A 17,650-nucleotide genomic window follows, 5' to 3' on the forward strand; every position below is an offset into this window, starting at 1 on the left:
ACTCAATGTCTTGATTCTAATTTAGACATCAGATTCTCTATTTAACATCTTCAGTAATTTGTTTTTTACAGATGTTAATTGTTCGGATTATTTGAACTGTATGTTGCGCATGTCCCTAATAGGCTAGGTGCCAAATTAGTGACGTCAAATCTATGGCTTTTTGCCTAGACACTTGTCAATCTACTGTGAAGTGCGCGTTAATGTTCAGATACAATCTTGCCTTTTTCTTATCCATTCTGCTGTTTCCATTGGCCTCCTATGCGGACACAACGGGTCTTGTTATGGATCTGTCTGTTGACAGTGCGTCTTATGACAACGACCAAGAGGTGGCTTATACGCTTGTTTTAACGAATGAGTCGGATAAAGCTATTGCTGAGTTGGACGTTAAGGATGAGCTGTTAAATATCTTAACGACAGATGACCAAGGGAATAATGTCAGCGCGTTCTCGCAAGTCTCGACTCAAGCGCAATCCTCCTTCCTGTCATCTCCAGGTGATTACAGTCGCTTCGGAAACTTAGATGCATCAGGTGTGCGTATTGCGGCTGGTGGGTCGGTGACCTACACCATGGTCGCCACCGTTTCTGCTGACGCAGCCGGTACGATTGATAACGTCGCAAGTGCGAGCACTGGACTATTGGATGCTGTTGAATCAAATACAGAATCCATTCAGCGTGGTGTGTACCAACATGATGTTGTTGTTTCAGTCGATAAGACGAACTATCAACTCAATAACAAACTCACCTACAAGATTAAAGTTTCGAACACTGGCGATACGTTTATTCAGACGATCGACGTTCAAGATGTCATTTCAGACATAAAGGCACTCAATATTGAAGGGGCTTTGCAACAAGCCTTTACTGACAACGTTAACTCAGTAAGCAAGGTTGAAGGCAGCAAAAGCGATCCAGGCACCTTCGCCGAATCAGGGGACTTATCAGTAAGTGCTGCGTCGATTGATATAGGTGGGTCAGTGACTTACGAAATTCAAGCGACCGTTGCCGACAATTTAGTCGGCGACATTGTTAATGACGGTATAACCGCTGAAACACGCGATGACTTGGTCACAGTTGATGAGGTTATCACTCCACCCACTGAGCCTAGTATCACCCTGACACATACCTTGAACCAATCGGATAACTACCTAGTCGACGATGAGTTTTCCTATACGGTCACGGTTGCTAACCAAGCAAACACTGGTATCGCGTACCATTATTCGGTTCAGCAGTTTCTTGCGGATCTTGAAACCGATCTAGGTAACGATGTCAGCAACGAAAAGAACGCAACTGACACGGTTGGTAACCCTTACGATTTTTGGACCAATGAAGTGACCTCGATCGGTTCTAATAGCCTTTCTGAACTCAATGCATCTGGAAAGGAGTCCAACAAGTCACTAGAAGACAAAGTGTCTATCTATCCCGGTGAGCAGATTGTTTATTCCGTTGTGGTGGACGTTAGCCCTGTGTCTATTGGTCAAATTCCCCAAGTTGCAGCCCGAGTGGTTGATGCTGATGGCCACGCAGATTCTGGCGATGCTTTGGCCAATATTCTCGATTCGAAAGACGTTCTGACGACGTCATCAAGTCAAATTACACGTAATAAGAACACCACAGATACGACTTATGTTCCGGGGATAGTCGGTGATAACGAAGTGGTCTATGACATTGTTATTTCTAACAAGGACACAGAGTTCTTCGCCAACGATATCGAAGTTGTCGATAAATTTGCTTGTATCGTGACAGAGCAAGCGGATGGCTCTAATGCTTCAGCATTTTCCGAGTGGAAGCTTGAAGTCGCTGATAGAAGTGGTGAAGGATCGAATTATGGTTCATTTAATTACAATACTTGGACAACAAACGACATCAATTTGAAAGTCGACCTCGCACCTGAGGGCTTCGTTCATTATAAGCTGACCGCAAAAGTGGCAGATACCAGTGTGGGGCAGATTGTTGATGATGGTACCGATGCCGGCTTGTGCTTAGGGGATAACTTAGGCGAGTCGGGTTCTGGCGTCCAAATGCCAAACTCGAAATTAAAGGTCCAAAAGGAAGTGGATTCTCGTTACTACTCAGCTGGCGGTACCCTGAACTACGACATCACGGTAGAGAATAACGGTGACGGCTATGCGATTGATATACCGGTTTATGATGATTTAGTCTCTGTCATGACTCAGTCTATTAATGATACACCGACTAAAGCGTATTTGAGCTGGATTATTACTGCGAAATCTTATGCCTCTGACGGCTCAATTTCGACAAACAGTGATCCCGGCTTTACTGATGACATAGAAGGTAATCAGAAGAATCAAAAGATCTTAGATGTGAAGGCAAAGCTAGCTCCACACGATAAGATCGTTTATAGCATTGCCGCGACCGTAAACCCCATTGCCGATGATGAAATCCGTAATGAAGTGACGGTTGACAGCGTACTTTATTCCGATAGAGGCTCATACCCACGAGATTACTACTTAGTATTGGATAAGCGTGTTGATGGTCATGACGAACAAAACGCGTATACCGACACCACCAATACTGTCACTTATACGATCAGCATTACCAACCCAGCAGGGAACGGTTTCGCCTCTAACATCAATGTTAAAGATGAAATCAGTACCATAGAAGCAGAGTTACTTCACGAGCCGGGTGAAACCAAGCCCGTGTTCTCTTCGTGGACGATCAGTGCAGAAAGAGAGGCAGACTCCCCGTGGGTGAAAGCCGTGACTGACCCTGGATCGTTCTCGGATAACAATGATCTGGATGCCACCGCTCAGATCCCGCCAGGTGCGACGATTACTTATACCATTGTTGGGACACTCGATCGCAGTGTCGACAGTGAGATTCTTTGGGGAGCATTCACCAATACCGCAACAGTGACGGGACCAGATACTAATCTATCGGATACGGTACGTACCTATCCTAGCGAGCCGAATCTTGTAGTCGCTAAGACCGCTCAAAATACCGACTTTGTTGTAGGTGAGCGCGCTACGTTCGATATTTATATCTATAACCGCGGTGTTGGCTATGCAAATGACGCAACGGTACAAGATAGTATTTCAGCGCTTAACTTCTTTAATAGTTGGACAATTGTAGGTTCGACCAACACAGATAAACCGGGTTCTCGTTACGGTGACATTGCTAACGACACTGACATCGATACCGACGTTGATATCACTCCCGGAGGGTGGGTTCACTATGAGGTGAGCGGCATTGTTAAGTCTGACTATGAAGAAGAACAAGTATCGAACCGTGTTGATGTTTACGATCCTATTACAGACCGTGACCACAGCTCTTCCGCTCAAATAGATAACTCACACAGTACCTATGACATCAATGTTTCATTAGCCAAAACGACCGATGTTGTCCGCTACACGCCGGGTGAAGATCTCACCTACACCATCGTTATTGGCAATAACAGCGACACTGATGAGACCGATCTTATCTTCATGGATCGCCTGAGTGAGATCACTACTACGCTAGCGAATGATAAAGATGGTGAAGTAGAAGATGTTCTTAATCAAAACCCGTTTGACTATTGGTCTGTTGATACTGGCTCTGGTTTCGGCCCTCAAACGACTGAAGATGTGGAGTTCCCAGTTTCAATTCCGGCCAAAGACTTTGTCACGGTGCGTATTAAGGCGCATGTCAAAGACAATGCGGTATCTAACGGTGTAGCGGACAGAGACGGCGGCATAATCCGCAACGAAGCCGTGCTGATTCATGATGATAATGCCGGTTGTACTGACGATTGTGAGTATGCCAAACGTGCCGTGGCTGAAAACCATCAGGTACATAATAACGGCGGCGTTGTTCGCACTACTAACATTAACCGCTACTCTCCGGGAGATGAGTTGACTTATACCATTAGGTACAACTCTCAAGATGGACATGGTTATCGAAACAACGTAGACGTTAACGAACTGATTAATGACATATCAGTGGAGCTACAAGATGGCAATTCAGGTAATCCATTTTTCGATGATTCGGTAGGTTCAAACAAGTTTACGGTGGCGGTTGCTAAGAGCGATCCTGCGAACGCGGGTACAACAGATGGTACCAAAGACGGTGATGTTGCGAACGACACTGACATCGTAACCTCGATTGATATCGATGCTGGCGAAGACGTGACTTACACAGTAACAGGTACCGTAAGACCGGATGCGGTCGGTGATATTCATTATCGAGATACCGTCGTGATTCCCGATGACTACCATTTAGATTTTGATAAAACGACTGATGAAGCGGTGTACGAGCCCGCTCAAACCGTGACCTATCACTTAGTGATTGAGAATGACGGCAAAGGTAACGCTCACGATATTCCAATCGTCGATAACCTCGAAGATGTTACGGTCAGCTTAGTGGACGGTAAGACAGGACCAGCGTATTCAGATTGGACCATCACATCGATCGCAACTGGAACCGATTCTGAGTATGTGGATGCGGGCGCAGGTGCTGGCAATGTATACACATCAACCAAGAGTAACCTAGATGTTGAAGCCGATATCCCGATGGGCGCTAAGCTTGAGTACCAAGTCGTCGCGACCATCAATGACAAAGCCAATGGCGATGTTGTCAACGTTCTAACCGTCGATGGCGACACGATATCTCATGATATTCGTCAAGAAGCTCGAAAAGTTGATTTTGAAAAGAACATTCTGGCGTATTACGACACGGATGAAAACGAACTGGTTGGCGCAACTAACTACATGCCAGGTGGTTATGTTGAGTATGAAATTTTAATTGAGAACATTGCGAGCGCCCACGTTGATGATATGAGCTTGCGTGATGACATCGACCAAATTAACACTCAATACTTTGATGGAACTCGTGGCCCTGCATTTGATAGCTGGACGATTGAAACATTCACTGATAGCTCAGATATTTCCAACCCAGATGTTGATAACTCAATCCAAGACAATAAGCCGATTGATACTCACTTCGATATCTCGGCAGACAACTTTGGCCGAGCTGCATCGTCAGCGTTTGTCCGCTATGTCATAAAAGCCAAGATCAGTCCGAAAGCGGTTGGTTCTTTTACCAACAAAGCTTTCATCGACGAAGACAATGGCAATGAGTTGATCGCGGTATCGCCACCATCAACGATGGCAGATCCTGAAGTCACGTTCTCTAAAAAAGCGTTTTATGATGCAGGCTTCTCTTCGCAAAAAACTGAATATTCTCAAGCTTCTGGTGAGAGTGAGGTTTATTACCGCGTTGAGATTAAGAATGCGGGTGATGGTATAGAATATGGTTCTCGCCTAGAAGATGCGATTTCGGAAATTCAAACTCGTATTGCAGAAGACAGCACCACCGCAGGTGGTGATCCTGTTGGACAACCGTTCTTGGCTGGCTGGGAAGTTAGCCTAGATAAAACGGCTGCGACAGGCTCTATTACCGACGCGATTGACTTTGTTCCGGGCAATAACATCAATATTGATAACGACATTGTTATCGCGCCTCAAGAAAGCCTAACGTTCACTATTCATGCTCAAATTCGTGAAGATGCATTGGGTGACATTCAAAATAAAGCGACGTATGACGGTAGTGCTCGAACAGCGAATTTAATGCCGCTTGAAAATAATACCAGTGTTGAAAAACGTGTTGTGTCGATCAATGGTAACCCGTTCAATGATGGTGATACCTATCTTCCGGGTGACGAAGTTGAGTATGAATTTGTAGTCACAAACCCGGAAAACGGTTGGGCGAATGATATTCAGATCAAAGACACAATCACAGACATTCAAGTCGAAGTGATTGGCGGTAAAACGGAATCCGCTTTTGTTTCTGGCGATATGACCCATGAAGTCAGCAATGGTATTGATGCCAATATTGATACTTATGTACCAAGCTACAACACCAGTGGCAACCTTGACATTGAAACCGATATTGCCGCGGGAGAAGGGCTGACCTTTAACTTAACCGGTGTCGTTCGTGACGACGCTTTGGGCACGATTGATGCGAACCAAGTGACCGCAGGAAGTGGCTCTGCGACGTCGCAAGTGATACCACCTAAAGATGCTGAGCTCGATTACTTCAAAACCTTGGTGTATACCGATGGTGAATCGGCAGGGTGTTCTGTTCCTTCAAACGATGGCAGTAGCTGTACCTACGCACCTCGCGGGGATGTTGAGTATCAAGTTACGCTAGAGAATACGGGTGATAGCATCGCGAATGACGTGAGTGTTATCGATGCTATTCATACCATCAAAACCGAAGATGGTGATGATGCGTTCTCTGAATGGACCACCGCGATTGCTGTGGAACCTGTTGGTTCTTATGACGTACGAGGTAACTACAACGGCAGTGTACCATTGAATGCAACTGTCGACCTTCGCCCAGGTGAGCACATTGTATTTGACGTGAAAGGCAGAGTTTCTACGTCAGCGACAGGTACCATCACCAATACAGCACAAGTGAATGGCGATAACACCAACGATATTGCCCTCAACCCTGGCCGCTCGAATATCCTGATTGATAAATGGACGGATACGCCTGAGTACGTGCCGGGTGGAACAGTGAATTACTATATCGACATCACCAATGACGATGTGGATTCTGGCCTGTTTTCGATTCGTGACATCATCAGAAGCTTTGAAGTCGAAACCGTTGATGGCTCAATGAAAACGGCATTGACAGAATGGATGGTTGATTACGATGTGCTTTATAACTCGGCGCCGTCAGACCCTGACGCTAATGATTTTTCAGAGCTAGATAAGCTAGTTGCTCAAAACAGTCCAGACATCGATTTACCTGTCGAATCGATCAAGATGGCAGGGCGTGACGATGCCGGTACGGGTGGCGGCGATAAGTACACAGTTGTCCGTATTCACGTCCAAGGCAAGGTACGAGATGACGCGATTGGGCGCTTCACCAATACGGCTTATCTGCGACATGGTTTGGACGATTCGAAGATCGCTCGCTTACGAGAAGGCTTTATCACTCCGAAGTCGGGTCAATTGGTTCTAACCAAAGAAACGACGCCAATTGCAGAACCTGATGCTAAGTATCAACCGGGTCAACCTATCTCATACAAGATCACCGTGGCTAACACAGGTGAAGGTTACCTTGTCGATCAAGTCCTGACGGATCGCATCGATACCATCATGACAGAGGTGGCTAACAGCCCAGATCAAGAGCAAGCGTTGACAGGTAATTGGATCATTAGCGACGAACAGCTTGATGGCAGTGGCGATCCAGCCCTGAACGCTCGCAAAGATGTGGTTAATAACGCACAGGGTTATAGTGCGACTTACAGCATTCACCCGGGTGACAGTTATTCATTTGTCGTGACCAACACTGTTAATGATAAGGCCAAAGGCGAGATCACTAACGTCGTTAAAGTTGATAGCGACGACGGTGAGCACTCTGCAGACGCGACCTACATTCCAGAAGATGCGCAAGTTGAGATCACTAAAGATGTCGATAAAGCAGAGTACCTTCCGGGAGAAACACTTCAGTACACCGTGACCGTTAAGAATAACGGCTTAGGTTGGGCTGAAGATGTTGCTATTGAAGATGCGCTGAAGTCGGTTGAAACCACGATTGCAGGTGGTACGACTGAACAAGCTTTTGACCCTGCTTCAATCCAAATATCGGCGGTATCGACAACCGGTGAAACCCCAGTACCGGATGCAACCCGTGGTGAAGACCTTCATGAGACGCTCGATATTGCGCCTCAAGACAGTATTGTTTTCACTATTCAAGTTGCGACTAATCCGTTGGCGACAGGCGATATTACTAACATCGCATCAGCGACCTTTGACGGCACAACATTTGATGACAGTGCTACCAGTACACCAGTGTTAGCGACGGTTTCGGTCAAGAAGACGGTTGATACGCCATCGTATGAAGTAACCAAGCTGATTAACTACGACATCACCGTAACCAACAGCTCTGATGCGTTTGCATCTGGTGTTCAACTTCAAGACATCATCAGTGACATTCAAGTCGACACGACCGCGGATAAACAAGAGTCGGCATTCCTACTATGGGAAGTGAGCTTTGACGCCTCGGATGATCGCTCTGTTGTCACTCCCAAGACGTTCGACTTGAGTGAAGATATCGATGTGAGTATGGATGTGGCGCCACAAAGTACCGTGACATTCCATGTTAAGGCGTTGATTCGTACGACGGCGATTGGCGATATCAGTAACACGGCAACCATCACTTATAACGGAACACCACAAGACTCAACGGTAGTCATGACACCGAAAGACTCTGAGTTTGTTGCGACGAAAACTAACGTACAAACCGAGTATGAGCCGGGTGGTGAGCTGGAATTCTTGATTACCATTGAAAATACCTCTAACAACTACATCAGCGATTTAAGTGTTGTCGATGACATGAGCACGATAGAGGTGGGCTATTACGATGGTACCACTGGGCCTGCTTTTGTTGCTGGAACCACTTCTTTGGTTGTTGAGTCAACCACGGTAGGAACGACGACGGAGCAAATTAGCCCGATTGAGTACAGTGTGGATATTGCACCGCACGGCACAGTTGTGTTCCGCTCAAAAGGCACCGTAGTCGATACCGCGACCGGACACATCATTAATACTGCGCAAGTAGATGGCGGCGATGTTATCAGTCCTCCAGTTCAAACAGTTGCGGCTGTGGTTCAAGCTGAGCTGTTTACCGATGCCCCGTATTACGTGCCGGGAGAGCCGGTTGAGTATCACCTAGTGGTGCAAAACATAGGCCGAGGTATAGCCAAAGATGTCGCGCTTTACACCCAGTTCTCTGAATCCATGGGTGATCATATTGATGGTAATTTTAGTAATGCGTTTGATGAATGGACACTAACGGCAACATCAGAAGGGGCTGAAACTCAACCTGGCACCTTTGATGACGACAAAGACCTGTTCACCTTGGTCGACATATCGCCGGGCGGCAAGATTGATTACACGTTCACATTGACGGTCAACGAAGACATGCTGACTAATATCGATGTGCTTGGATACTACCTCGACTTAACTGGTAGCCCAGCGATGCGCGCTCGTTCTAAAGGCATGTTGGCCTCTGAAACCTCGATGCAGGCAGTGGCAGATCAAGTATCTGCTTTGGATTTGCCGCCAGTGGGTGCTGATCTGGTTGTTGAAAAACGTTCTGATAAGCCTGAATACACCGAAGATGACGACAGTGTCACTTATTACTTAGCCGTGACCAACAACGGTCAAGGTAACGCGGCTAATGTTCGTCTAACCGATGAGATCAGTGGACTACAAAACAGCACAGGTAATAAAGTCTTTATCGATTGGACAATTGAAGGTGTGGAAGTCGACGACTCGGGCGCGGTTATTCAGCGTCATTCTTTCCCGTCGAATAAAGACTTAGACACTACCGTTAACCTGAAATCCAACAAACGAAATGCTTACGCGTTTGAGGTCGTGGGTACGCTAGGTAAGGGCTTGGATGACGACATTACCAATACCTTTACGGCGACCGAATCTGACGGTACCGAAACCAGCGACAGTGTAACTACTCATATCAAGAAGATTCCTGATAATTCTGGAGAGTTGGAGCTGACCAAGTCTGCGTTGCAAGATACCGCGCAAGTGGGTGATGCGGTTGAGTACGAGATCATCGTTGAGAACAACAATGAATCTTACTTTAAGAACGTGACTGTGGAAGACCGTTACCCAGGTGGTCTGAAATACATCGTGGATACATCAGAAGTTGTGCTAAGCGGCATTGATGGTGAGTTCGGTACGGAAGACGATCAGGTTATCTCTCAAGATCCATCAGATACGGGCAAGTTAATGTTCACATCGTTGAACTTTGATCCGGGCGAGAAGCTGCGTATTCGTTACTTATTGCGTGTCTCGGTAGGTGCCACTTTTGGTGATTACATCAACACCGCAGTAGCGAAGGTTGATGGCTCGGCTGTTTCTAATGAAGACACCGCCAAAGTGACCATTGAGCCGGACAAGGTGTTCGATACCTCATCGATCATCGGTAAAGTTTTTGAAGATCATAACAAAGATGGATTCCAAGCTGATGCAACCGCGTTTGATGTTGAGCTAACTGCGAACTTAGCAACACAAGGCTACATCGCTGATTCGACGCACATCATTCGTGATGGTCAAGACGTTGCTATTCAAGATGGTGCGATAACCACTGCACTTGAACAAGGTTTGGAGCTTGGTGACCTTTGGGGACATTCAGTGAACCGAACACTGCCAGAAACCAGCAAAGTGGTGATTCAATTTAAAACTCGCACACAGCAAAGCTTTGATTTCTACGTCACAACCGATGCGGGCTCTCGTATCGAGTTCGACGCACAAGGTCAGATTCAGTTTAAGCATGAATCGGACAAGAAAAAGGGACTGAGCGCGGAAAACCTCAACGTAACCAGAAACCTGTATCGCGATGGCGAGGATTACCTGTGGGAAATCGTTATCGAGAACAAAGGTATTTACGAAGATGGTATTCCGGGCGTTAAGTTGATGACGGTTGAGGGAATCGTTATTTACACAGACCAGTACGGTCGTTACCACGTGCCCGACCAATGGGTACTCAATAAGAAAGGTAAGAACTTCCTCGTGAAGTTGGACACTGATTCGCTCTCCACCTCCATGGAAGTGGTGAGCGAAAACCCAAAAGTGTTGCGAATTACCCCGAACAAGCTCACCAAGTTCAACTTTAGCGTTCATCGCAAAGACCAACAAAGTGAACAGAAGTAAGCCATTGGAACCGTAACTGGAAATTGTATGAAAGTATTTAGTAAGTCTCGTTTAGCGACGTGTGTGTTAACGGCCATTCCTGTGATGGCGGTAGCGAAAGACACAGGTAAGCTTGAAAAACTCGGTTCTGAGACGACTGGCATTGAAATCACCAAGCCGAACCAAGACCAAGACAGCTCGCGTATTTACTTAGAGCAAGGCGCTATTTGGGCAAGCCGTGACATCACTCGCTTTGACCCAGTATTAGATGTCAGTGTCAGCGATGAATTAGAAGTCGAACAAGGCACACTGCGTGACAGCGTCGGTTTCACCATTACCACCAACTACGGTTACTACATCAAAAAGTACCAGTTGGAAGTGTACCGAGTGGGTGACTTTGGTCTGTCTGAGCCAATCGCTGTGCTTGAAGGCGATAAACTGGCGAACGACTCTGACATCAATTGGGATGGTCAAACTGATGTTGATTATCAGTTTGAGGTCGGTGAGCAGCTGATGTTCCGCCTAAAAGTGTGGGACAAAGATGGCAACATGGATGTGACCACCGTTGGTGTGACTGACTTAGTTAAGCCGGACTCTGAAGTCGATATCGACCGAAACGATAACGACGATGAAGAGAGCAAAGGTAAAAGTTACGGACAGGCAAAGCTGATGCGTCACAACATCCCGACCAATGCGGGTTTAGCGAAGTTCATCGGCACTGGCTTGAAAGGCGTAGATAAAGTCATCATCGGTGAAGATGAATTTGATGTCGAAGATGGCAACTTATATGCAGAGCAGTACTTACCAACAGACTCCTACATTTTCCCTACCAAGGTTGTGTTTGATAACGGTGATGAACGTCGTTACAAGCTGTACGTTCGTATTCCAGATACGTACTACGCACAAACCGGTTTGGCTGATCTTTATGTTGGTAAGAATAATGTGTCTGGTAATAGCGATGCATTAAGTGTCGATGACCAGTATCAAAATGACATCTATAACCAAGGTCGTTTAGCGTACTTTGGTCAGGGTAAATTTGGCGACAAACTTCGTGTAACAACTCACTTTGATACGCGAGAAAGTGAAATCAAAGACATGTTCAAACATCCGTTCGCCTCAGACGATTCGGATGTGTTCGATATCCTCGAAGACGACGATGAGCTTTATTACGGTAACTATGGTGACAGCTCAAACATCGAAAAAGTGGTCAACACCAAGGGCAAGGTTTACCTCAATGTGGAATACGATAAGTCTCAATACTTGTGGGGTAACTACAACACGGGTTTAACAGGCACTGAGAACAACGATTACAACCGTAGCCTCTATGGTTTCAAAGCTGATTATCGCACTCGCGATACTACACAATACGGTGAAGATCGTCTGAACATGGTCGGTTTTACCGCAGAAGCTGATTCCTTGTATGCACACGATGAGTTCTTGGGTACAGGCGGCTCTCTGTACTTCCTTCGTCATGGTGAAGCGGTACCGGGAAGTGACAAAGTTTACGTCAAAGTAAAAGATGAATCTGGCCTAGTGCAGAATGAAATCCCACTTGAGCCGGGCGTCGACTATGACTTTGACCCGTACCAAGGTCGAATTATTTTGACCAAGCCACTCGACAACATCCTATCCGACAGCTTTGGCAGCGTGATTGAAAACGGAGACGACTACGAAAACTTTCTGGTTGTAGACTATGAGTACGTCCCACAAGGTTCAGATTCATTAGATGCGATGTCTTACGGTGGTCGTGCTAAAGGTTGGATCAACGATTACGTTGGTGTTGGCGTGACGTATGCGACTCAAGAAAAGGACAACCAAGACTACGAGTCTTACGGTACGGACTTAACGTTGCGTGCAACAGAAGGTACCTACATTAAGGCTGAGTTTGCACACAGTGAAGGCAGGCAAACCGAGTCGAATTTCGTCTCTACCGATGGTGGTTTAACCTTTACGCCAATTGGCGATACGTTAGAAGATCGCGAGGGTGACAGTATCCAAATAACGGCTGTGACTAGCCTTTACGATCTTGCTCCAACCATCTTTGGTGTCGTTGGCAATGACCTTAAGCTTTGGTACCGAGACAAAGACGCGGGATACAGCTACGCGAGCAGCAGCGATGATCTAGAGCAAGAGGCATACGGTGCTGAAGTTCGTTTACAAGCTACTGATCGCTTGGCGGTTCTCTCTCGCTTCTCGACCAATGAAGAGCGCGATGTCGATGGTAATCTAGAAACAGATACTGAAACGATTGAGATCGAGACTCAAGTCAAAATCACCGAGCACATCAAAGTTTCGGCGGCAGGGCAACAAACTGAAGAGCTTAACCAAAACGACGAGCACAGCGATGCGACCTTAGCGGGCGTGCGTTTGGAATACATGTGGGACAGCGAGAACAGCGTTTACGTTAAAGGGCAAAAGACTGTCGATCAGTCGGATGACTATGATGAAAACGACAGCGCGTCGATTGGCGCTGAATTCCAAGTGTTGGAAGACTTGTCTCTTGGCGGCGAATACACCGATGGCGACCGAGGCCAAGTAGCAGAAGCGACTGTGACTTACGATGTAACCGATGACCACTCAACCTACGTAACTTATGTAGATGATAACTACGAAGGTCAAAACAACGTGATTGTTGGTCAGCGTGCAGACCTGACTAGCAGTGTCGATTTCTACCAAGAGAACCAGTTTGTTGATGAAAACGACGGTCATGGCCGTATCGACTCGTACGGCTTTGGTTACGACGTGACGGAAGATGTCGAGATGGGGATCGGTTATCAGCTTGGGGAAATTAAAGATGACGAGAACATCACCACAGAGCGTGAATCTATTAGCTTCAATGCTTCAATTGACCTAGATGACATCACCCTAAGCCACAAATTTGAATATCGAGTGGATAAGAGTGAAGACGACCCTGACATCGCTCAGCGAGAACTGCAACAAATCGTGACGACCAACCGTTACACGCATCACTTAACGGAAGAGTACACGCTATTTGGTAAGTACAACTACTCCATCACCGAAAGCGAAACCTCGGGCGAAACCATGGCGCAATTTACCGAAGCCACTGGCGGCCTCGCGTATCGTCCGATCTACAACGATCGACTCAACTTACTGAGCCGCTACACGTATATTGCAGATTTCGATCAACTGGATCGCGATGTGGATTATCAAGACGAAACCAGTCAGATCATTGAAGTTGAGGCGATCTATTCGATTGACCAACACTGGGATGTCGGTACTAAGTACGCCCATAAAGACAAACAGCAAGCTTTTGAACGAGCATCTGGTTCGAATGAGCTGGTTAAAAGCGATATCGACCTATACGGATTAAGCGCTTCTTACCGTGTGATGAAAGAGTGGGATGTGACGGGTGAATACCACTGGAAAACAGACACTCTCAACGATGAGCTAGAACACGGTGCATTAGTTTCGGTGAACAAGCACATCGGCGAGAACTTCAAAATGGGGATTGGTTATAACTTCTCTGCGTTTGATAGTGACTTAACCAATGATGATGACTACGACGCATCTGGTGTGTTCATTAACTTAGTCGGTAAGATCTAAGCCTGCCCAAGTGGGTCGAAAGTTAAGAGTTGAGAATTCAAAGTGACAGTTAAGAGTAAGATGAAAACAATTATTTTCCTAATAAGCGCAGTGATGAGTACTTTGCTGCTTTCCGGCTGTGCAACCGACACCTATGTGAGTCAGGAGAACCGAGACAAGTTTGCTGGCATCGATGTGTCTAAGTTTTTAATAAGCGAGTGTTTGGCGCCAGAGCGTGAGGTGCACATCGCCATCGCAGAGCATTTTGCGTTTGATAAATATCAATTACGCGACCTCGACAAGATCAACTTAGATACCTTTGTTAAAGAGATCAGAGGCTTAAAAGGGCGCATCACGATTGTCGGCCATACTGATTTCAAGGGTTCTTTCGAATATAATGAGCGCCTTTCACAGCGCCGTGCTAAATCGGTCGCAGATTATTTGAAAGGGCAACTAGACCCAACGCAATATGACTGGGAAGTGAAACATCTTGGTGAGACTCAACCTCTTCTGTTTGGTAAGACAGATAAAGACCGAGCGGAGAACCGCCGTGCATTTATCGTGTTTGAAGAAGCTCAGAAGTACGAAGAGATGCCTTTCTGTGAGCCGCGAAAACCAGAACGTAAAGTTTATATGGCAATGACGCCGCACTTCGATTTCGATAAGTCAGTACTCAAGCAAGAAGACCTAACTCAGTTAGATGACTTCACAACTAAGTTGAGCGGCCTGCAAGGTAGCATAATGGTGGCAGGGCACACCGACCAAGCGGGTTCACTTTCTTACAATGAAAAGCTGGCAGAGCGCCGCGCAGAAACGGTGGTTGAATACCTCAAAACCAAACTCGACCCTAAGCAGTTCATCTGGGAAGTGAAGTCATTTGGTAAGTTGCAGCCTGCGATTAATGAACGCTCTGAAAAAGCCGATGCATTAAACCGCCGCGCGTTCATTGTGTTCAAAGAATCTGATATTACCGCCGAACAGCAAGCTCTTGCTGGCAGTGAACAAGAAGCGGTGAGCAGCGAGAGCGATTAGAGTTCACCGAAGAATAACGAATAGTTGCCTTTACAATAAAACGCAAAAAGCCCCATACGTTGGGGCTTTTTGTTGCTTGCTCTACGGATTAAGTTGGGTCGAAGAGCTATTCTGATGGCAAATTCTGTTTCAATTCCAGAAGCATTCGGTAGGCACTTTCTCCTGACATCTCATACGGGTTGAACTGGTCTGATGTTGAAAACTGTAAATTAACCAGTTCAGTTAGGCTAGATTGTGGAATATCACCCATAGACCAATCACCAAACTGCCTACAATCGATCTCTTTGAAATATAAAATCATGACGTTTTTGTGTCGCGTGTCATTCAAGATATGATTGTAAGTATGGTTCACTGCGGTTCTCGAACCTTCAATACATTGCAGGAAATACTTATCATTGTGGCTTAGAAGGCCTGTTAAATGGCTTTGCTTATTGCGGTCGTGTGAAATCTGAAGAATGTCGTTCAAAGCCTGAGAATCGCAACTTTCACAGAGCGTACTGACATAAATTAACCGAGTTAGGAACATAGGCATCATTTCGAATTTTTTTTCAAAGGATATTAATAAATATAAGCCAAGATCATGGAATTGCGAGTTATTGATTTAATTGTCACTCGGTGGCTTTTGGAAGAGAAGAGGGTGGGGATGAAGTAGAAAAGGGCAGGTTGCAAGATACGCTAAAATGACTCGAATGTTGGCCATTCAATTATTTTAGCGACCTGCTTGTGAGCTCGTTAGTTGTTTAGAGTTGAAATCGATTCAACGTTAGAAGAGGAATCAAATCGAACGTTGACCAACACATTTTCACGTTCGAAAGTCACATCATCAAAGTCAGTCGTTGCGATCTTAAATCCATTTCTTGCGAATAAACTCGTCACCGTTGTTCGTTGTTTCTGTTCCATACCGCATGTCAGTAGTTCGTTCATCGTGATCTTCATTAGGTAACCGTGTGCATAGTGTAAGCGTACAGACTCTACATTATGAGATCAATTGCTTAATCGATAAGCTATATTGATATGTTCAATTGAGTGATTCAGGTATTTAAAAGCCGGATGGATAGTGGGCAAGGGAGTTATGCGACCTATGACAAGTGGAGCGTTATGTGACCACTGTTCAGCATTCCTTGAACACGAAGTTTGTCGCAAAAATCGCGTTGAAATAAGTGGTTACAAAGCAGGAGGAATTATGCCCGCCGTTTGGTATGTTTGGTCGGTTATTGGAAATATTATCGGCCTATATCTAACTTAACTAAAGTACATCGATTTATGATGAGTAGATTCCTTAATAAGCCTTCTTTCTATTAAAATTTCAAATGTAAGACGGTGTTGTTATAAGTGTTATTAATTGCATAAGCTTGATTTTAATATTAGTTTGATTTATAAAATAAGCACTCGTTCATTAACTTCATGATTATATTAGTTTTTACTAACCTTTAATAACATGGAGAAAGGCGATGAAAAAGAATCAAACACGCAACAGGTTAGCGAATTTAGTGCGACTTCGTAGGTCATACAAAGCATCAGATTTTCTGGTGAGCTCTAACGAACTCCGAGTTAAGAAAGATGTGTACAGCTTACGTAAAATCAAACAGTTAGAAATTCGCCAATTGGGTCTTAAAGAAAACGCAATCAATATTGTTTCGTTGGCTTTAGTTCTCTCGGCTGCGACTTGGGCATTTGTTCCTCAGTTCGGTTTACCGATGCTTGCACTGACCTTTATCTTGGCGTTTGTTACATGGCGAAGATATGAGTTGCGTGCAGAGTTTAAAGGAGCCGATGAAACTGGCGACCATTGGGTTTCCGTGGCACGCGGTTGTACTCGAGAAGAGTTCAAAGTGTTGAAAAACGTTGAATTGGCTTTACGCGATCAGGTGTCTTAATACTTTAGATTTCTTCGTATTTGGGCCTTGTTAATGCCAGGGTCTTATAACCGTTAAGCTCTCATAATCAATAAAGCTCGCCATTGCATGGCGAGCTTTTTGTTTTCTGAAAAACACAGATAGTGCAGGTTACTTTGAGAGGCCAACGCTTATATGTGTAATGAGGGTAAAAATGAATCTTAAGTCACGGCATTTATGATGCTTTTTGTGGTTTTGAATATAGGGAGAGGGTGGAAATGAATACACGAGTCAGTGAGGGTTCTTTTAAAAGGCTCATCCAGTTAGTTGGTTGTGTTTTGATTATAGTGTTGAGCAATAGTCGACTCTCCAATGCTCAAAGCATCGAGTTTCCTACTTGTGTACAGAGCGAGGTTTTGAATACAGAAATCCACCTTTATGTTGATGAATCGGTGTTAGATGAATATTCCAAAGCATTTATAGCCTCTAAAATAGCGACATGGGAAAGCTATTCGAATCTGGTGTTAAAAAACTCCTGCGTCCCTATGACGAGAAAAGTCACTAAGGTGTAGTGGTACGCTGAAT

The 17,650-nt window shown here is 45.5% G+C and carries 6 protein-coding genes and 1 pseudogene; 5 read left to right on the forward strand and 2 right to left on the reverse strand.

Annotation, left to right across the window (positions count from 1 at the left end):
• Positions 1 to 281 precede the first annotated feature (281 nt).
• From AB4154_RS17095 to AB4154_RS17105, 3 genes are read left to right on the forward strand one after another with little or no spacing between them, the layout of a single operon-like run.
• A complete protein-coding gene (locus AB4154_RS17095) occupies positions 282 to 10,676 on the forward strand; it encodes a hypothetical protein (protein WP_372123666.1) in 10,395 nt (3,464 codons plus the stop codon).
• A 27-nt stretch (positions 10,677 to 10,703) separates the two neighbouring features.
• Positions 10,704 to 14,219: a hypothetical protein gene (locus tag AB4154_RS17100; RefSeq protein WP_372123662.1), complete on the forward strand. Its 3,516-nt coding sequence runs from the start codon at positions 10,704 to 10,706 to the stop codon at positions 14,217 to 14,219.
• A gap of 60 nt (positions 14,220 to 14,279) precedes the next feature.
• Positions 14,280 to 15,230, forward strand: a complete 951-nt coding sequence (locus AB4154_RS17105) for an OmpA family protein (RefSeq protein ID WP_372123664.1) — start codon at positions 14,280 to 14,282, stop codon at positions 15,228 to 15,230.
• Positions 15,231 to 15,336: 106 nt separating this feature from the next.
• Here AB4154_RS17105 and AB4154_RS17110 read toward each other — a convergent pair whose 3' ends face one another.
• Together AB4154_RS17110 and AB4154_RS17115 are read right to left on the reverse strand one after the other, a co-directional pair.
• Positions 15,337 to 15,756, reverse strand: a complete 420-nt coding sequence (locus AB4154_RS17110) for a BLUF domain-containing protein (RefSeq protein ID WP_017067227.1) — start codon at positions 15,754 to 15,756, stop codon at positions 15,337 to 15,339.
• Positions 15,757 to 15,962: 206 nt separating this feature from the next.
• Positions 15,963 to 16,154: a hypothetical protein gene (locus tag AB4154_RS17115; RefSeq protein WP_017065380.1), complete on the reverse strand. Its 192-nt coding sequence runs from the start codon at positions 16,152 to 16,154 to the stop codon at positions 15,963 to 15,965.
• Between the two features lie 527 nt (positions 16,155 to 16,681).
• Between AB4154_RS17115 and AB4154_RS17120 the strand changes: the two genes are divergently transcribed.
• The gene (locus tag AB4154_RS17120; protein WP_004734639.1) at positions 16,682 to 17,107 is read left to right on the forward strand and encodes a hypothetical protein; all 426 of its coding nucleotides are present in this window, start codon (positions 16,682 to 16,684) and stop codon (positions 17,105 to 17,107) included.
• 236 nt (positions 17,108 to 17,343) lie between these two features.
• Positions 17,344 to 17,634: pseudogene (locus tag AB4154_RS17125) on the forward strand (hypothetical protein); the annotation flags it as partial.
• Positions 17,635 to 17,650: the final 16 nt, after the last annotated feature.

It is taken from the genome of Vibrio sp. 10N.286.51.B11 (genome assembly GCF_041469245.1).
In the GTDB taxonomy this organism is placed as follows: Bacteria; Pseudomonadota; Gammaproteobacteria; order Enterobacterales; family Vibrionaceae; genus Vibrio; species Vibrio crassostreae_C.